Below are 18,515 nucleotides of genomic sequence, written 5' to 3' on the forward strand. Positions count from 1 at the left end.
CTTTCACCCGCTCAGCCTTGCTCTTGCATCTTCCGGGCGATCGCCCGATGCAGGTCCGGCGCGGCAGCGACGAGCGCCTGTGCCGCTTCTGATTGCGGATGATCGAGCACCTCGGTCGTCTTGCCACGCTCGACGATCTTGCCGTCATGCATCACCAGCACCTCGTCCGTGATGGCGCGGGCGACAGTCAGGTCATGGGTGATGAAGAGATAGGCGATACCGAGTTTTTGATTGAGCTCGGCGAACAGATCGAGGATTTGCGCGCGGATCGAGACATCGAGCGCCGAGACCGGCTCGTCAGCGACGACCAGCTTGGGGCGGGTGATGATAGCGCGGGCGATCGACAGGCGCTGGCGCTGGCCGCCGGAAAATTCGTGCGGGTATTTATCCATGTCGCGCTGGTCGAGGCCGACCTCGTGCAGCGCATGTGCAACCATCTCGCGGCGCTCGGCGCGCGTCGGTTTTTTCTCCAGCACGTGCAGCGGCTCGGCAACCAGTTTCTCGACCTTCTGGCGCGGATCGAAGGAGCCGTATGGGTCCTGGAAGACAACCTGCATGTCGCGCCTGGCGGGTTTTAGCTCGACTTCGCTCTTGCCGGTAATGGTCTCGCCGCGAAACCGGATCGTGCCCGAACTCGGTCGATCCAATGCCAGGATCATGCGGGCGAGTGTTGACTTGCCGCAGCCGGAGCGGCCGACCAGCGCCACCGACTGGCCCGGCTGCATCGACAGCGAGACATCGTCGACGGCGCGGATAGGGGCTGCCCGTTTGAGCAGGGAACTGCGCCGCCCGGGGTAGTCGCGGGTCACGCCTTCGACCTGGATCAGGGGCTTGCCCTGACTTGTATCGTGCGTTCTGGCGCGTGCCGGCACATGCATCGAGGCCTGCGCCAGCTGGCGTGTGTAGGGGTGGAGCTGTTCGGACAGCGTGCGGGCGGTGTCGCCGGCCTCCATCACCTCGCCGCGGCGCAGGATGGTGATGCGATCGGCCATCTCGGTCACCACGGCGAGGTCGTGCGAGATCAGGAGCAGACCCATGCGGCTCTCCGCGACAAGGTCGCGCAGGAGGCCGAGGATCTGCGCCTGCAGCACCACGTCGAGCGCCGTCGTCGGCTCGTCGGCAATCAAGAGCTTCGGCTTCAGCGCGCATGCGATGGCGATGACGACGCGCTGGCGCTGGCCACCGGAGAGTTCGTGCGGATAGCGCGACAGCGGGAATTTCGCTTGCGGCAGGCCAACGCGGTCGAGCATTTTTCGCGCCCGCTCTTCAGCCGCCGCGCGTGTGACCTTGGTATGCCAGCGTATGCCTTCGGCGACCTGCTCGCCGATGGTCTTCACTGGATTGAGAGCTGTCATCGGCTCCTGGAACACCATGCCGATGTCGTCGCCGCGCAGCGCGCACATCTGGTCCTCGGTTGCCGCCAGGATGTCGATGCCGTCGAAGGTGACGCGCCCGGTGGCGCGCGCTGCATGCGGTAAAAGCCGCATCGCCGTCAGCGCGGTCATCGACTTGCCGGAGCCGGATTCGCCGACCAGCCCCATCACCTCGCCGGGGGCGACGGAAAGCTCCATCCCCTTCAGGATCTGCGTGTCGCCGATGGTCAGCGACAGACTGTCGATTTCCAGCAGGCTCATCGCTGCCGCCGCGATTTCGGGTCGAGAATGTCGGCGATGCCGTCGCCCAGGAGATTCAGGCCGAGCACGGTGATGACGATCGCCATGCCGGGGAAGATCGCCATCCACGGCGCCACCACCATGCGCGTCTGGGCGTCGAACAGCATGCGGCCCCAGCTCGGCATTGGCGGCTGCGCGCCGAGGCCGAGATAGGAAAGCCCGGCTTCGGCGAGGATGCCCAGCGCGAACTGGATGGTGCCTTGCACCAGGAGCAGCGTGGCGATGTTGGGCAGCACATGTTCGATCGATATCTGCGTGCTGCTTTTTCCCGCGGCGCGCGCGGCCAGGATGAACTCGCGCGGCCAGATCGCCAGCGCGCCGGCGCGGGCGACGCGGGCAAAGACCGGGATGTTGAAGATGCCGATGGCGATGATGGCGTTGACGGCGCCCGGCCCGAAGATGGCTGTTATCATGATGGCCGACAGCGGCGCGGGAAAGGCGAACACGAGATCGTTGACGCGCATCAGCGCCTCGTCGACGAGGCCGCCGCGCGCGGCGGCAAAAGCGCCGAGCGGCACGCCGACACCCATGCCGATGCCGACCGCGACCAGCGCCACGGCGATCGAATTGCGGGCACCGACCATGATCATCGACAGGATGTCGCGGCCGAAATGGTCGGTGCCGAACCAATGCGCCAGCGAGGGGCCTTGCGTCTTGTCGGCTATGATCAGCTTCGTCACATCGTAAGGCGTCCAGAGGTAGCTGATGACAGCCATCACCAGGATCAGCACTGTGATGACGAAGCCGGCGACGAAAGCCGTGTTCCGGAACGCCTTGGCCAGGATGCCGCTGAGCGTCTCCTCGGGGATGTCGATGTGCCGGGTCATTGCCGGCTTCTCAGGCGTGGATCGACGACCGCGTAGGAAAGGTCGACGACGAGGTTGACGGCAATGACGGCGGCGACCAGCAACATGACGACGCTTTCGACGACGATCAGGTCGCGCTGGGTGATCGCCTGGAACACCAGCCGGCCGAGACCAGGCAGATAAAAAACATTCTCGATGATGATGGTGCCGGCGAGCAGGAAGGCGAATTGCAGGCCAAGAATGGTCAGGACCGGGATCATGGCGTTGCGCAATGCATGCCGCCACAGCACGGCGCGGTAGGGCAGGCCCTTGGCGCGGGCGGTGCGGATATAGTCCTCGTTCAGCACCTCGATCAGTGCCGAGCGGGTGACGCGCGCCAGGATCGCCGCCTGCGGCAAGGCAAGCGCCACCGCCGGCAGCAGCAGCGATTTCAGCGCTGGCCATATGCCGGCGCTCCAGCCGGGAAAGCCGCCGGCCGGCACCAGCCGCAGCCAGACGGCGAAGACATAGATCAGCATCAGCGCGAACCAGAAATTGGGCACGGCGACGCCAAACTGGGCTGCGCCCATTGAAATCGTGTCGCCGGCCCGGCCGCGCCGGCTGGCGGAAAACAGGCCGACCGGAATGGCGATGATCGTGGAGAGTGCAAGCGCGATCAGCGCCAGCGGCAGCGAGACGGCAAGCCGTTCACGCACGAGATCGATGACCGGCACCGAATAGGTGTAGGAGCGGCCGAAATCGAGGCTGAGCAGGCCGCCGGCCCAGTGCAGGTAGCGCAAGAGCAGGGGCGCATTCAGGCCCATCTGGTTGCGCAAGAGTTCGACCTGGTCGGCGCTGGCGTTCATGCCCAGCATCAGTCGCGCCGGGTCGCCCGGCAGGATTTCCAGCACGGCGAACACCACGATGGAGGCCAGCACCAGCGTGGCAAGCGAGATGGCGAGGCGCTTGAGGAGGTAGGCAGTCATGGACACGGGACGACAGAGGTGTCGTCGTCCTGGGGCGAAGCAGGAGCGAAGCTCCGTCGCGTAGACCCCAGGATCCATTCCGTAACAGAGGTCGAACAGCGCGACGGTCCAGAACCAGCCTCGCGCCTCACTGTTTCCACTGCAACGTCTCCCAGATTCTGCACCGCGAGGGCGCTCGTAAGTCACGGAATGGATCCCAGGGTCTGCACAGTCGCAGCGCGCCTGCTCCGCCCCAGGATGACGAAACGAACCTCACTCGCTCCACTTCACCTTGGTCAGGTCGTTGGCAGGTATCGGTGCGCTTTCCCACAACCCTTGCAGCTTGGCGTCCCAGACCCCGACCTTGGGCAATTCGTAGAGGAAGCCGACCACGGCATCGTCGGCCAGAATCTTCTGCGCCTGGGCATATAATTCCTTGCGCTTGGCCTCGTCGGACGTCAGTTCCAGATCTGCGATCACCTTTTTGAAGGTGGGGTTGTCGTAATTGAAGTAGTAGTCCTTGCGGGCATAGATATCGATGTCGTTGGGCTCGGTATGGGAGACGATGGTCAGATCGTAATCCTTCTTGGTGAACACCTGGTCCAGCCACTGCGCCCACTCGACGGGGATGATCTCGAGGTTGATGCCGACATCGCGGAGTTCCGAGGCGATGATCTCGCCGCCGAGCCGTGCATAGGTCGTCGGCGGCAGCTTCAACGTGGCCTTGAAGCCGTTCTCCAGTCCTGCTTCCTTCAGCAGTTGCTTGGCCTTGGCCACGTCGTGCGGATAGTGGCCGGTGAGGTCGACATAATATTTGTTGGCCGGCGACATATGCGAGCCGATCGGCAGGCCGAGCCCGGCCGAGGCGCCGTCGATGATCGCCTTGCGGTCGAGCGCGTAGGAGATCGCCTGTCTCACCTGCAACTTGTCGAAGGGCGGCTGCTTGTTGTTGATCGACAGGATGGTCTCGCCTTCGGTCGCGCCGACCACCACCTTGAAGCGCGGATCATCCTTGACCTGGGAGACGCTGTCGGGATCGAAGAAGGGGAAGGCCTGTATGTCGCCGGAAAGCAGCGCCGGCACCGCCGCCGCGGCATCGGGAACGATGCGGAACTCGACCTTTTCGAGGAAGACAGGGGCGCCCCAGTAGTGATCTGATTTCAGCAGCGTGATCGATGAGCCCTTGGCCCAACTCTCGAACTTGAACGGGCCGGTACCAACAGGCTTTTCCTTGTTGGTGTCGGCGGATTTCGGCGACACGATCACCGCGTCGCCCCAGCCCATATTGTAGAGGAACGAGCCTTGCGGGTGGGTCAGCGTCACCTTCACGGTGGCGGGGTCGACCACGTCGACCTTGTCGATGGCGGCAAAGAGCTGCTTTTGCGCGTTGACGGAGTTTTCCGCGCGGGCACGGTCGAGCGAAAATTTCACGTCGTCGGCGCTGAAATCGGCGCCATCGTGGAATTTCACGCCGGTGTGCAGCTTGAAGGTATAGATCTTGCCGTCATCGGAAATGGTCCAGCTTTCGGCGAGATCCGGCAAGACTTCGCCATTGGGGCCGATCCGGGTCAGGCCCTCGAACACATTGGCGTAGGTGACCTCCCTAATTGCCGCGGCCGCTCCCGCAGTCGGGTCGAGATGCGGGGGTTCAAGCGGAATGCCGATGACGAGATCGGTCCGGGCGGCAAACGCCGAAGTGGCGGTTGCGACCGCCAGCACGGCAGCGGCCAGAAGGGTCTTCCAAAGTTTCATCGCTGAACTCCCCATATGCTCAAATGCTCAAGCCTGGGGATAGAAGCGTGATTTCGCACGGGAGTAAATTGCGTTTCGTGCTGTCGCGCCGCGCCAGGAGAAATGTTTTTGCGCCGCGGGCCGATCATCCGGTTGTGCCGCGCAGCAGCACGTTGAGGCCGATCGCCATCACCTTTGCCGATTCCACCATGTCCTCTATGCCGACCCACTCGTCCGGCCGGTGGGCGAGATCGAGAATGCCGGGCCCGTAGGCGATGCAGTCGTAGATGTGGCCGATGCGGGCAATGTGCTTCTGGTCGTAGGTGCCGGGCGAAATGACGTAGTCGGGCTCGCGGTCGAAGATCGCATGAATGCCTTGCGCCACCGCCTTGACCACCGGCGCGTCGCGCTCGGTCATCAACGGCAGCACTTCCATCAGGTCGCGGATCTCATAGTCGAATTTTTTGCGCTCGCGCTTCAGCCGCTCGAGAATGCCGGTCACTTCGCCTTTGACCGTGGCGAGGTCTTCCTCGAGCAGGAAGCGGCGGTCGATGGTCAGCCGGCAGGAATCGGGCACGTTGGGCGAAGGCAGGCCAGGCCGAAAATCCTCGGTCTGGCCGCCATGGATGGAATTAATGTTCATGGTCGAGCGCCTGGCGCCTTCGGGCACGACCGGCATGCGCGTTATCTTGCGATCGAGCGCCGGGAACAGCTCGTCCTCGAACGCCCTGAGCACGGCACCCATATGGCGCACCGCATTGTCGCCGAGAAACGGCATCGAGCCATGCGCGATCTCACCCTTGGTCTCGATCTCCGCCCACCAGACGCCGCGATGGCCAAGGCAGATTCGGTCCTTGTTCAACGGCTCGGGGATGATGACGTGGTCGACCCTGGGTTTGGAGAAATAGCCGAGCCCGGCCAGATGGGCGACACCGCCAAAGCCGCCGGACTCCTCGTCGACGGTGCCTGATATCTCGATGGCGCCGGGAAAGTCGGGATAGACCTCCATGAAGGCTTCGGCGGCGATGATCGACGCGGCCAGGCCGCCCTTCATGTCGCAGGCGCCGCGTCCATAGACCCTGCCGTCCCTGACGATGCCGGCAAAGGGATCGACGGTCCAATCGTCGCCCGCCTCCACCACGTCGATATGCGAGTTGAAGTGGACGCAGGCGCCGGGCGACCGGCCGTCGAAGCGGGCCACGACATTAACGCGCGGGTAGCGATCGGTGTCGCCGGGCGTGCCTTCGGCGCGAATGAATTCGGTTTCAAAACCACGCTTCCTCAGCCGCGCGCCGACATATTCGGCGCATGGCCGGTAGGCCTCGCCAGGCGGATTGATGGTCGGGAAACGGATCAGGTCAGCGGTCAGCGCGACGACATCGTCGCGCCTGTCATCGATTGCTTGAAGGAGTCGCTCGTTCATCAGGGGAGTTGAGCAACGAACGACGTTGCATTGCAAGCCCGCCGGCAATCAAGCCGGTGCGGCGTGTCGTTGCGGCAACTATCGCGGGAAATCGTTCAAATTCGCTGCTTTGGATTGGCGAATTGATCAAGGAGTGTGTGCTAGCTGTTCACTGCCATTAAAAAGGTGAAAAACAACGTGATGGCAAGAAGGCAAGGGGCAATCAAAGGGGTTTGATCGCATGAGGAAGTTCTTTCTCGTAGCAGCGGCGATGTTGGCAACCGCGCTGTTTGGTACGCCGTCCGCAAGTTACGCGGCAATGTTGGAAGCAAATATCGACGTGTCGTCGCAGACGATGACGGTACGGTACGGGTCGGAGGTCTATCGCTGGGTCGTGTCGACTGCCCGTCCGGGCTATTTCACACCGCGTGGCACGTATCGGCCGCAACGGACCGCGCGGATGTGGTATTCGCGCAAATACGAAATGTCGCCGATGCCTTATTCGGTGTTCTTCCATGGCGGCTATGCCATCCATGGGACGGGCGCCGTCAGGCAACTCGGCCGTCCGGCCTCGCATGGCTGCGTGCGGCTGCACACGGCCAATGCCGCGACGTTCTATGCCATGGTGCGGGAAGTGGGCTTCGGCAACACGCGCATTGTCGTGACGAACTAGCAGCACGCGCGAATTCTCGTTGCCGGGCCGGAGCCCGGCGCGAGACATTTTACTGACGGCAACAACAATCGGCCAAGGTTTACCTGTTCCAAGAAGGACGGCTATTGCCGAGGGATAAGGGGTGTGCTTTCCATGCCAATGTCTGACTGAGGGCAATCGGCAGTATCGGGCGGTTGAATTATTAGGAATAGCTTAAATATTGCCGGCTGATCAATCGGTTCGCCGGAAACCTGCCGTTGCGTGCCGTTTGCTGGAATTGACAGATGCATCCCCAGTCACAGATGGACGATCGTCTTCCCAGTCGGCCCGCCGGGGTGCTCATTCTTGGCGGGGCGCACGGGACGCTGGCGCTGGCCAGAAGCTTCGGCGCTCGGAAAGTGCCTGTCTGGCTGGTGAGCAACGACACGCCGTTGCCCGGCTTTTCGCGATATGCCCGGCGGACAATGACGTGGCCCGGCCCCGACGATGGTGGTGCGGCCGCCTTCCTGCTCGATCTGGCCAAGGTTCATGGGCTGGGCGGTTTTCTGCTGATTGCCGGCGGTGATCCAGAAGTTCGCTTCGTATCGCAATCGATCGACCGGTTGTCCGCCGCGTTCGACGTGGTGCTGCCGCCTTGGGAGCAACTGAAATGGGTCTGTGAAAAGCCGCTGCTGTATCGCCGGGCGGGCGAACTGGGGCTTGCCGTTCCGCTGACCTATGCGATCAGCTCGCTCGTGCAGGCAGAGGCAGCCAAACTTCGCTTTCCAGTGATCCTGAAGCCGAATATGGGCGGGCGCAGCCGTTTTGCGCGTGCCAAGGCCGTTCTCACCAATGACAGAGCAGCGTTTTTGGCAGCCTATGCCTGGGCTGCCGAAGAGATCGGTGGCGACAATGTCGTGGTTCAGGAGATGATACCGGGCGGAGGCGAGGGCCAGTTCTCCTACGCGGCGCTCTGGAATGAGGGCGCGCCGGTGGCGGAGTTCACCGCCCGCCGTACACGGCAATATCCGGTCGATTTCGGCTACACCAGCACCTTCGTGGAGGTGGTCGACGAACCGCAATTGATCGACGCCGCGCGCCGGCTGCTTGGATCGATCGCGCATCACGGGCTGGTGGAGGTCGAATTCAAGCGCGATGCGCGCGATGGCTCGATGAAGGTGCTCGACGTCAATCCACGGCCCTGGACATGGTTTGGGCTGGGGGCCGCCGCTGGCGTCGACCTCGGCGCCATGCTTTGGGCGATCCAATCGGGCCAGCCGGTAAAGACAGGTTCAGCGCGGCCCAACACGTCGTGGATGTATCTGGTCCGGGATATTGTGGCGGCCGGCCGGTTGATCTCGAGCGGCCGGTTGGCAAAACTCGCCTATTTCAGTTCATTCGCCAAAGTACGGGCATGGGCGACATTCCAGGCGAATGACCCGATGCCTGGCCTGATCGACGTGCCGTTGACGGCCTGGAGAGTGCTGACGCGACGGATACTTTCCGCAATCTTAACCGGGAAATGTTTAGGACGGCGGCGTGACGGAGTGAGTTCCACGGCTGCAGAACCAGACAGGCGAGACCGCTGACATGACCGTTTTCACGCCCAGGACCGACTGCGAGGTGGCCGTGATCGGCGCCGGTCCTTTTGGGCTGGCCGTGGCTTCCGCCCTCAAGCGAGCGGGCGTCGATACGCTTACCCTCGGCGGCGCGATGTCGTTCTGGCGCGACCATATGCCGAGAGGCATGAGGCTGCGCTCGCCCTGGCACGCGACCTATATCGGCCACACCAAAGGTCCGCTCTCGCTCGATTCCTATGCCAAGGCTCTTGGAATCTCGCCACGCGAACCGCTGCTGCTCGAAAACTTCGTCGACTATGGATTGTGGATCCAGGCCCAGACGGTTCCGGATCTGGATACCCGCAAGGTGGACCACGTCGAGAAGGCGAATGGCGGATTTCGTCTGGCACTGGCCGATGGCGATGCCTTGAAGGCGCGTCGCGTCGTGGTTGCCACCGGCCTGATGAACCAGCAACTGATCCCCGCTGTCTTCAACGGCATCCAAAAAGAACTTGTCAGCCATGCCAGTGACCATACTGGTTATGAGGCCTTCCGCGGCAAGCGCGTCGCCGTCATCGGGCGTGGGCAAAGCGCCTGCGAATCCGCCGTTCTGCTCAAACGAAACGGGGCCGAAGTCGAGCTCATCTGCCATGGCGACATCCATTGGCTGGGCTATCGGGCGCTGTCGGGAAAGCAGAGCTGGAGCCTGCGCGACTTCCTGTCGGAGCGGCTCGCATCGCCGTCCAGGGTCGGTCCTTTCCCGATTTCCTGGCTGGTCGAGGTCCCGGGCTTCGTGCACCGGTTCCCGGAGCCAGCCCGGGCCGGACTCAACAGGCGCAGCCTCGGTGCCGGTGCGACGGGCTGGCTGAAGCCGGATTTCGACGGGATAGAGATCAGGGCCGGCAGCAGGATCATCAGCGCATCCCCCAAGGACAATGGCATCGAACTGCGGTTCGAGAAGGATGCCGCCACCTTCGATCACGTCCTGCTAGGCACGGGCTACCGGATCGATATCGCCAAGCTCGGTCTGTTCGCGCCCGCAATGCTTGCCGCGATTGCGCGCCGGGAAGGGTTGCCGCTGCTTTCCGCCGGGTTCGAATCCAGCATCCCGGGCCTGCATTTCGTCGGCGCGAGCGCGGTCGACAGCTTTGGCCCGCTGATGCGGTTCACCGCCGGCACGCCGTTCGCCGCGCGCACCGTCTCCCGTTTCATTCAGAGGACGAGAGACAGACGTTACGCTGCCTGAAGCTGGAAGACCGCGTAGTCGATGGTGCGGACCGCATCGAGGAAGCCCGGCATGGCCGGCACGGACAGTTCCCGGAAAATACCGGTGTCACGGATGGCGGGCCTTGCCCAATCGATGGCGCGGTGGCTCGAGCTGCCATAGACGATGAAGCAATCCCGCGGGTGGCGTTGGAGCGACGACACGAGATTCTTCAGGACGATATCGAAGACGTCCTTCGAAAAGGGATTGTAGAAATAGACCACCAGCGGCGCTTCGGGGAAATCATACGCCGCCGCATCCGCCTCGACGACGCTGAGCGTCCGGCATTGCTGCGACGGGTCGCGGAAACGCTCGATGTTGCTCCGGGCGATGTCCACCAGTTCGCGGGCGAACTCCACGCCGATGATCTCGGCGAACGGATATTGCGAGGCCAGCAACAGCGTTCGCGATTTTCCGGAGCCGATGTCGATGAATGTATGGGCATGGAGATCGCGTGGCAGCGACTTCATGATGAAGTCGAAGGTTCTGGGCGACGTGCAGACGGCTTCATTGCCCATGGCGCGGTGCGGGCCGACGACATTGAGGGCGCCGAGTTGGATCGAGCCGGCCGTATCGACGCCGTGCCGGCGATCCCATTTGCGGGCGAGACGGTCGGCGAGCATATGCCTGATGTTGCGCTGTACAAAGCCAAGGCTTGCGCCGAGCCCATGCCGGCGGATGAGCCTTAGCGGCTCCAGCAGGCCATGCTGTCGAAGATAGGACCATGCCCGGCCAAGACGGCCGAAGGAACGATCTTCGAGGCCATCCCGATCCAGGCGCGGCATTTCGATATTCGTCATGCCACGGGCTCCATCCCAGTCGATGAACATCTCGGTGGGGTATGTGCGCTCTCGTCGTTTAAGATTCCCTGACCAGCGACGTTACGAATGTCTGGATCGCGGCCCATCGGTACCGGAAATGGCAGGCGCCAAACACTTCAGGGGTCAGCTGTTCGCGGCCGGCGCCTTTGCTTGCGGCTGCTTTTTACGCCGCCAGTTGCTGATCTCCCACCTTTTGTGGAACCACATCCACTGGCCGGGATCCTCGCGCACCCAGCGCTCGACCACGTCGTTCAGCATCTGGGTGGTGGCGTGAACGTCGACGCTGCCGTCGGCGGTGCGAGGCAGGACCAGTCTGTCCTCGATCTCGAGGCGGAAGCGGTTGCCTGGCAATCTGATGCAACGCGCCGGATAGACGTCGCAGTCATAGTGACGGGCAAGCGTGCCGAGCACACGGTTGCTCTGGCAGGGGCGGCCGAAAAAGGTCGTGTCCAGACCGTTGGAGAATTTCTGGTCGACAAGGACGCCGATATTGCCGCCGTTTTCCAGCACTCCGGCCAATGCGAAGGAGGCGCCGGCCATCGACGGCAGCAGCGCGCCCATGGTCGAGCGCCGCGTCGAGAGGATGTAGTCGGCAAGGTAGGGGTTGTTGGGCGGGCGAAACAGCGCCGTGATATTCATGCCGAAGGTCGCCGCCGCCACCGGCAGCAGCTCGAAATTGCCGAGATGGCCGGTGAAGACGATGTGCGGCTGCTTCTCCGCGGCGATCTCGACGAAATGCTCTATTCCCTTGACCTCGACGCGGCCGGGCGTGCTGGCGGCCGGGTCATAGTCGAACAGGGCATCGAGGAAGATGTATTCGGCGGCAAGGCGGGCCATGTTGCCCCACATGTCGGAGGCAATAGCCTGGATTTCGTCCTCGCTCTTTTCCGGATAGGCCTTGCGCAGATTGTCGATGGCGACCCGGTGGCGTCCGACCCTGGGACCAATGAAGCGCGCGACGCGGTCGGCGAAATTCAGCGCGCTGTCGACCGGCAGCAGGCGCAGCACCGAAATGATGATCATCGCCGCACGTGCGACCAGCCAGTAGTTCAGCTGGCGCAACTGCCTGCCATAGCGAAACCTGAGATCGCGGCGAAACTTCTTGAGCACCGAAGTCAAGGCCTCAGGCGACGCGCAGGATGATCTTGCCGAAGACGTCGCGGCCTTCCATGCGCTTCAGCGCTGCGTCGATATCGTCGAAGCCGACTTCGGTGTCGATGACCGGCGCGACCTGTCCCGCCGCCATTTTCTGCATGGCGTTGGCCATGTTCTCCATGCGGCAGCCGAAGGAGCCGAGCAGCTTCAATTGCTGCTGGAAGAGCTGCATCAGGTTGATCTGCGTCGAAACGCCCGAGGTCGAGCCGCAGGTCACCAGGCGGCCGCCGCGCTTCAGGCACAGCATCGAACCGGCAAAGGTGTCGGCGCCGACATGTTCGAAGACGACATCGACGCCCTTCTTCTTGGTCAGCTTGCGCACGACGCCTTCGAAGCGGTCTTCGCGGTAGTTGATGACCTGGTCGGCGCCGAGCGCCTTGGCCTTGTCGATCTTGTCGTTGGAACCGACCGTGGTGATGATGGTGCAGCCCATCCGCTTCGCCAGCTGGATCGCCGCCGAACCGATGCCGGAGCCGCCGGCATGGACGAGGATGGTTTCGCCGGGCTGCAATCTCGCATTGTCGAACAGCATGTGCTCGACCGTGCCGAAGGTGACGGGGGCCACCGCGGCGCCGATATCGCTCACGCCGGGCGGGGCGGGGACCAGCAGGCGCGCCGGCAGGTTGATCTTCTCCTGGGCAAAACCGTCGAGATGGAAGCCGTGGACGCCGGAAACATGTTCACAGAGATTGTCGCGGCCTTCGCGACAGGCGCGGCAAAGGCCGCAAGTGCGCGCGCCGTAGATCGACACCAATTGCCCGGGCAGCAGGCTGGACACGCCGGGACCGACCGCCTCGACCTCGCCGGAGGCCTCGGCGCCGACAACCAACGGCAGCTTGCGCTTGGCGAAGGCCATGCCGCGCCAGCCCCAGACGTCGATATGGTTCAGCGCCACTGCCTTGATGCGCAGCGTGACTTCGCCGAGTGCGGGTGGCGGGGGAGGCGGCAGGTCCACCGTCTCAAGACGGCGATCCTCGATAAGTTGCAATGCGCGCATTGGGCCTGTCGGTTCAGTGGGGCTGAAAAAGGTCGCTTAGACCGGTTCCCGCGCCATGACAAGGCAAGTGTTCTGGCCGCCGAAGCCGAAGGAGTTCGACAGAACGCTGCGAACCTCGGCGTTGCGCTTCTTGTTCGGCACCACGTCGAGCACGATCGCCGGGTCGGGATTGTCGTAGTTGATGGTCGGCGGAATGACGCTTTCGCGCATCGTCATCAGCGAGAACGCCGCCTCGACGGCGCCCGCCGCGGACAGTGTGTGGCCGATCATCGACTTGTTCGACGAGACCGGCATCGAGCCGATGCGCTCGCCGAACACTGTCGACAGCGACAAATGCTCCATCTTGTCGTTTTCCGGCGTCGAGGTGCCATGGGCGTTGACGTAGTCGATCTCGTCCTTGCTGAGGCCCGCATCCGCAAGGGCGGCGCGAACCGCCGCGATTGCCGGCGAACCGTCAGGCTTGGAGCGGGTGCGGTGGAAATCGTCGGCCTTTTCGCCGCAGCCGCGCAGGATGCCGAGCACGGTCGCGCCACGGGCCAGGGCTGCTTCCAGCGATTCCAGCACCAGCGCGCCGGAGCCCTCGGCCAGCACGAAGCCGTCGCGGTCCTTGGAGAACGGCTTGGAAGCCTTTTCGGGAATGTCGTTGTGGGTCGACAGCGCCGACAGCAGCGAGAAGCGGATCAGTGCCTCGGCGGTCGCCGAGCCGTCGGCGCCGATCGACAGCGCCCGGTCGCATTCGCCGCGGCGGATCGCCTCGACGCCGAGCTGGATGGCTGTGGCGCCCGAGGCGCAGGCGGTCGACAGCGTGATCGGCAGGCCGCGCGTGCCGAACCGATCGGCGAGCCGGTCAGCGATCGAGCCGAACTGGGTGGTCTCGAAGATGTCGAGTTCCTTCAGTCCGCGCGCTACCCGCAGCAGCCTTTCGGCGCCGGCGTCCTGTTTGTCGGAATTGTAGAGCGAGAAGCGTTCGTGCCAGTCGAGCTCGACCGGCGGCGAGGCAAGGAAGAGAGGCCCACCGAAATCGCTGGAATCAAGGCCGGATTCGGCCACGGCTTCATGCGCGGCGGTTTCGGCCAGCTCGTAGGTGAGGGGGCTGGCGCCCTTCGAGCTTGAGTCCAGAAAGTCGACCATGCCGGAAATGCGGGTGTTGAGGTGGTCGACCGGAAAGCGGGTGATCGGGTGGATGCCCGACTTGCCCGAAGTCAGCGCCGCCCAATTGTCAGCCTTGCCGACGCCAAGCGAAGTCACCACGCCGATACCGGTGACGGCGACGATCGGCCTGCCCATGTGATCTCTGAAATTGGTCATCGGAGCCCTCGAGCGGTTTATCTCTGCAGCATGGCAGCATGGCGAGTGCCCGCCTTACGCTGATTTGACCAGCGCCATGCCTTCGAATTGGTGATAGCCGATCGCCGTTGCAAGGACGCTTGCGGGAATGCCTTCGAACGGCTTCTCGGCCGCGGCATCAAAGACGGGGTAGGCGGCCTTACGGTCAACGGCGAGTGCCGCCAGCGCCACGGCGAACGGAAACTGCGCTTCCTTCATGTGTCCGGTCAGCGTCGAGAAGCCGCGCGCGGCGATTGTCTCGACGGCATCGAGCGCTGTTTTCTCGGCAGTGGTTGCGGCATGCGCGCCGGACGCGCCCGACATGGCGAGCAGTCTGCCGTTCGGCAGCGCCGCCTGGCTGAGCAGTCCGGCGATTTCGGCGTCGAGTTCTCCGCGCGACCGCCTGGCCCGGCCGGAGACGACCGGTCCGAGCTCGGCATAGATCTTGCGCCCACGGCTCATTGCGTGGTCGCGCTGTTCCAGCACCAGGAAGGCGCCGCCGGAGCCGGAGACCACGCCGCCACCCTCGGCACCCTGCCTTTGCCAGACAGGCTTCCAGGGGCCGCGATGCAGATAGCCGGCAAGCTCGTAGCCGAGCAGCATATCGGAATGTTCGGTCTGGAAGGCGCCGCCGACCAGCACGTGCGTCGACTGGCCCGAGCGGATCCGCGCCGCGGCCGTCTCGACGGCGGAAACGCCGGCCCCTTCCTCGCCCATGAAGGTGCGCGAGGAGCCCGTCACCTTGTGGACGATGGAGATGTTGCCGGCGAGAAGGTTGGAAAGCTGGGCCAGGAACAAGGTCGGCCGCAATTCCGTGGTCAGCTTCTCGTTGAGCAGTACATCGCGGTCGTTGCGGCTTTCCGAAGCGGCGAGGATGGCGGCGTCGACCGCCTCGTCTCGCTCGCCGCCGCCGGCGGCCACCACCATGTCCATGGTCGTGCAAAGCTCGTCATTGCCCTTGATGCCGGCATCGTCGAGCGCCAGGCCGGCGGCATAGGTGCCGAGCCGTTGCCATGTCTCCATCTGCCGCTGGTCGCCGCGCTTGGCGATCTGCAGGTTCCAGTCGATCTCCGGCAGCGGATGAACGGTATAGGGCGCGAAGCGCGCGGTTTCGAGCACCGGCTGCAGGCCCGGTTGCGCGAGCTTCTGCCAGTGGGCGTCAGGGCCTTCTCCCAGCGAGGAGACAAGGCCGATACCAGTGATGACGACGTCGCGGGGGTTACTCATGGGCGGCTTTGTGGGTCAGGCGGCAAAGCGCGTCAAGGTCACGCGCTCAACTGACGTCAGGCGGTCTTGGCGGCGACGAGCGCGTCGATCTTGGCGCACAGGTTCTTCATGACGAAGTAGTCGTCGGTCGAAGCCTTGCCGTCATTGACTTCCTGGGTCCACTTTTCCAACGGCACCTTGATGCCGAATTCCTTGTCGATGGCAAAGACGATGTCGAGGAAATCGAGGCTGTCGATGCCGAGATCGTCGATCGTGTGGCTCTCGGGCGTGATGGTGTCGATATCGATCTCGCTGGTGTCGGCAATGATCTTGGCGACTTTGTCGAACGTGGTGGACAAGGGCTTTTCCTTCTTTGCGGGCGGAATCTGTCCGCATCCTGTTTGGGCGCTGTCTAATCGGTTTTTCCCGGCAGGAAAAGGCCTGATAGTCCGGGCGCAGATGGGAAGCGTGCCCAAGAAACGCAAGAAGGGGCGCCCGGCGCCCCTTCCCATTACGTCAGGTTAGTTGTTGTCACGGAGCTTGACCAGATCGTTCAGCAGCCCGCCCGTTCCGTTGTGGACGGTCAGCCGCTCGACCTTGCCGGCGATGGTTTCCAGAGCCTCGAGCTCCTTCAGCCGCAGCATCACCGGGTTCTCCGCCATCACCCTGGCCGTGTTGAGCAGGGAACGCGTGGCGTTCGTCTCCTCGCGGCGGCGGATGACGTTGGCCTCGGCCTGCTTTTCGGCCGAAACCACCTGGTTGAGGATCTCGCGCATCTCGCCCGGCAGGATCACATCCTTGAGGGCGATATCGCTGACCTCGACGCCGATCTCGGCCATGTCGGCACGGACCTTGGCCGCGGCTTCCTCGTCGACCGTTACCTTCTTTTCAAGGATCTGGTCGAGCGTCAGCGCGCCCAGCGTCTTGCGGAAGGCGTATTGCAGGGCGCGATAAAGGGCCTCGGAGAAGTCCTTCACGGCGCTCACCGCCTTGACCGGGTCGACGACCCGGTATTCGGCGGCGATGTTGACGCGGATCGTCACGCGATCCTTGGTCAGCACTTCCTGCCCGGCGACGTCGAGCGACTGGCGCTTGAGGTCGACGACCTTCACCTGCACCAGGCGTCCGACATTCCAGAAGCCGTGCACGCCCGCGGCTAGCGTCCGGACCAGGACACCGTCGACGAACAGCAGGCCGGCCTGGCCATCGACGACCGGATGGACGGACATCAACTCCGCCTTCCGGGCCTGGCCGAGCCGGCGCATGACCGCCGGATCGATGGCCAGATCGGCCGAGGTATCGACCGTCGTCACCGCCCACGGGCCGGCATCGGTCCACAGAACCAGCTTGCGGTCCGGCGCCAGAACGGCATGCAGGTTTCCGTCACGCTCGATGATGGCGACATCCGTGCGCCCGGTGCGAACGACGGTGAAATGACGCGCGGTCACATCCGGGAGCTTGTCGAACAACGCCTTCTCGTATGCCGAAACGAATTCCGGGTTCTTCAGATCGTGCCGTGACACTTCCAGGCTCCCGCGCCGGTTGGCTAGCCAGTGCTCGCCCGGCATCAGGACGGCCTTGATCTCACCCTTGTAGAGGGTGAGGGCACGTTCGTTTTCCCTTACGAGGACGCGCTCGCGTCCAAGAACCTTATCGAGAACAGTCATTGTCTTACTCCTGTCGGGCATGGCCCCATGCGAGGCGTCAACTCATGCGTCGATCTTCCCTTCGTTTCTCGTTTCACATCATCTTCCGGGCACGAATGATCCGGAGACCGGTGGCATCGATCCGTGGCGGGCCTTCGGGAGCGGATCGCGGGGCAGCGAAGCGGGCGTCGGAGGTCGAAGCCTCCCTTGCCGGCGACACTGCGCCTTGATCGTCACCGCGGACCTGGCCGCGAACCGATGGCGTCGGACCTTTCGATACGGCCCTGGCCCGCAGGCTTCGGCCGTTCGTCAGGTCTTCAGCATTCCGGTCCCCGGACCGTTTTTGGATAACACCACCCAAAGGTGTCGGCTTATCAGGCCGTTGGAGAAGGAATCGAACCTTCGACAGTCAGATTAACAATCTGATGCTCTAACCAAACTGAGCTATCCGTGGTGCAGACAGCAGGAATCGAACCTGCGACCTCCGGACCCAAATCCGGCGCTCTTCCGCTGAGCTACGTCCGCGATCCCAATCCCCAAAGCGGCACCGTATACAGCGCGGCAAAGCCGCCTGCACGGGCGGAGACGAAAGCTCCAACCGTTGTGCTCACTTCGGTTTTCGTGACCGGGTGCGCGCCTATAGCCCCTGCGACGGGTTGTCGCAAGCGGCATTGTCGCGGCGAATTTACGGCTTCTTTCGGCGGTGGTATTTCGGCAACACTGTCTGCCGCGCCCGGGATGGAACGCAGTGGCCTCAGAAGGTGACGCGGCCGAGCACGCGCAGACCGTCGCCCTGCGGCTCGACGACCACGGCCTCGCCCTCGCGCGGGGAAACACCGGTCAGCGCCACGATGTCTTCCAAATGGGTGACCATGACCAGATTGTCGGAGCCGGAATAGGCGCGGATTTCCTTCATGATGGCGGCGATCTGTGCTGCCTTCTGCCCGTCGTCGCCCTTCAGGAGATCGAGCGGGGCAAAAAGCTCCGGCTCGGCCTCGAAGGCGATACGCGCGGTGTCGAGACAGCGGCAGTAACGGCTGGACAGCACGCGTTCGATCGGCGCGGCGCGAGCGGCAAACAAGGCGCCGATCTTGCTTGCCTGCTGCTTGCCGCGCGCCGACAGATTGATCTGGGTGGCACAGCTGTCGATGTCGAAATTGGCCGGATCGGTGGTGCCGGTGACCATGGCATGGCGCAGCAGCACCACATGGCCGCCATCGCGCAGCAACGCCCAGCCGGCATCCGTGGCATGGGCCGCGACGGGAACGACGAGCAGCAACAGGGCCAGGGCAAATCGGATCATCGCAGTCCTTCCAGGGGCCCGACATCGGGTTCCGGCCATTCGCATATAGGG

The 18,515-nt window shown here is 63.6% G+C and carries 16 protein-coding genes and 2 tRNA genes; 3 read left to right on the top strand and 15 right to left on the bottom strand.

The genetic code is table 11. The annotated features are described in order from the left end of the window. Positions 1–11: 11 nt before the first annotated feature. From FJV83_RS12415 to FJV83_RS12435, 5 genes are all read right to left on the bottom strand, one after another. Complete coding sequence (locus FJV83_RS12415; RefSeq protein WP_142885305.1) at positions 12–1,634, bottom strand: dipeptide ABC transporter ATP-binding protein; 1,623 nt, start codon at positions 1,632–1,634, stop codon at positions 12–14. Next, complete coding sequence (locus tag FJV83_RS12420; RefSeq protein WP_142885306.1) at positions 1,631–2,500, bottom strand: ABC transporter permease; 870 nt, start codon at positions 2,498–2,500, stop codon at positions 1,631–1,633. Before FJV83_RS12420 ends, FJV83_RS12415 begins: the two co-directional genes overlap by 4 nt. Beyond that, positions 2,497–3,444 carry an ABC transporter permease gene (locus FJV83_RS12425; RefSeq protein WP_142885307.1) on the bottom strand — a complete coding sequence of 316 codons (948 nt, stop codon included), beginning with the start codon at positions 3,442–3,444 and terminating at the stop codon, positions 2,497–2,499. Before FJV83_RS12425 ends, FJV83_RS12420 begins: the two co-directional genes overlap by 4 nt. A 252-nt stretch (positions 3,445–3,696) precedes the next feature. Then, positions 3,697–5,175, bottom strand: coding sequence for an ABC transporter substrate-binding protein (locus FJV83_RS12430; RefSeq protein ID WP_142885308.1), 1,479 nt, complete (start codon positions 5,173–5,175; stop codon positions 3,697–3,699). A 124-nt stretch (positions 5,176–5,299) separates the two neighbouring features. Beyond that, a complete protein-coding gene (locus FJV83_RS12435; protein ID WP_142878231.1) occupies positions 5,300–6,577 on the bottom strand; it encodes an acetylornithine deacetylase/succinyl-diaminopimelate desuccinylase family protein in 1,278 nt (425 codons plus the stop codon). A gap of 220 nt (positions 6,578–6,797) precedes the next feature. On the opposite strand from FJV83_RS12435, the gene FJV83_RS12440 reads away from it, so the two are divergent. The 3 genes from FJV83_RS12440 to FJV83_RS12450 all read left to right on the top strand — a co-directional run bounded on the left by FJV83_RS12440 (position 6,798) and on the right by FJV83_RS12450 (position 9,992). After that, positions 6,798–7,229 carry a L,D-transpeptidase gene (locus FJV83_RS12440; RefSeq protein WP_095772917.1) on the top strand — a complete coding sequence of 144 codons (432 nt, stop codon included), beginning with the start codon at positions 6,798–6,800 and terminating at the stop codon, positions 7,227–7,229. A 581-nt stretch (positions 7,230–7,810) separates the two neighbouring features. Next, the gene (locus FJV83_RS12445; RefSeq protein ID WP_246691850.1) at positions 7,811–8,776 is read left to right on the top strand and encodes an ATP-grasp domain-containing protein; all 966 of its coding nucleotides are present in this window, start codon (positions 7,811–7,813) and stop codon (positions 8,774–8,776) included. Position 8,777: 1 nt separating this feature from the next. Further along, a complete protein-coding gene (locus tag FJV83_RS12450; RefSeq protein WP_142878229.1) occupies positions 8,778–9,992 on the top strand; it encodes an NAD(P)/FAD-dependent oxidoreductase in 1,215 nt (404 codons plus the stop codon). Here FJV83_RS12450 and FJV83_RS12455 read toward each other — a convergent pair. The 10 genes from FJV83_RS12455 to FJV83_RS12500 form a co-directional block, all read right to left on the bottom strand. Further along, positions 9,980–10,810 carry a class I SAM-dependent methyltransferase gene (locus FJV83_RS12455; RefSeq protein ID WP_246691851.1) on the bottom strand — a complete coding sequence of 277 codons (831 nt, stop codon included), beginning with the start codon at positions 10,808–10,810 and terminating at the stop codon, positions 9,980–9,982. The genes FJV83_RS12450 and FJV83_RS12455 overlap by 13 nt on opposite strands. Positions 10,811–10,954: 144 nt before the next feature. After that, the gene (locus FJV83_RS12460; RefSeq protein ID WP_179295839.1) at positions 10,955–11,941 is read right to left on the bottom strand and encodes a lipid A biosynthesis lauroyl acyltransferase; all 987 of its coding nucleotides are present in this window, start codon (positions 11,939–11,941) and stop codon (positions 10,955–10,957) included. 13 nt (positions 11,942–11,954) lie between these two features. Then, entirely contained in the window at positions 11,955–12,983 is a 1,029-nt protein-coding gene (locus FJV83_RS12465) for a zinc-binding dehydrogenase (RefSeq protein WP_095772912.1), read from the bottom strand. A 36-nt stretch (positions 12,984–13,019) separates the two neighbouring features. Next, on the bottom strand, positions 13,020–14,291 hold the full coding sequence (locus FJV83_RS12470) for a beta-ketoacyl-ACP synthase (RefSeq protein ID WP_095772911.1): 1,272 nt from the start codon (positions 14,289–14,291) through the stop codon (positions 13,020–13,022). A gap of 54 nt (positions 14,292–14,345) precedes the next feature. Next, entirely contained in the window at positions 14,346–15,536 is a 1,191-nt protein-coding gene (locus tag FJV83_RS12475; RefSeq protein ID WP_095790945.1) for a beta-ketoacyl-ACP synthase, read from the bottom strand. A 56-nt stretch (positions 15,537–15,592) separates the two neighbouring features. Then, positions 15,593–15,874, bottom strand: a complete 282-nt coding sequence (locus FJV83_RS12480) for an acyl carrier protein (RefSeq protein WP_010909964.1) — start codon at positions 15,872–15,874, stop codon at positions 15,593–15,595. A gap of 162 nt (positions 15,875–16,036) precedes the next feature. Next, the gene (locus tag FJV83_RS12485; RefSeq protein WP_185973330.1) at positions 16,037–17,182 is read right to left on the bottom strand and encodes a slipin family protein; all 1,146 of its coding nucleotides are present in this window, start codon (positions 17,180–17,182) and stop codon (positions 16,037–16,039) included. A 361-nt stretch (positions 17,183–17,543) separates the two neighbouring features. After that, a tRNA-Asn gene (locus FJV83_RS12490) sits at positions 17,544–17,611 on the bottom strand. 1 nt (position 17,612) lies between these two features. Beyond that, positions 17,613–17,686: transfer RNA gene (locus tag FJV83_RS12495), tRNA-OTHER, on the bottom strand. Positions 17,687–17,915: 229 nt separating this feature from the next. Further along, complete coding sequence (locus tag FJV83_RS12500; protein ID WP_095790946.1) at positions 17,916–18,464, bottom strand: histidine phosphatase family protein; 549 nt, start codon at positions 18,462–18,464, stop codon at positions 17,916–17,918. Positions 18,465–18,515: the final 51 nt, after the last annotated feature.

Origin of the sequence: Mesorhizobium sp. WSM4307 (assembly GCF_007003945.1) — a bacterium.
In the GTDB taxonomy this organism is placed as follows: Bacteria; Pseudomonadota; Alphaproteobacteria; order Rhizobiales; family Rhizobiaceae; genus Mesorhizobium.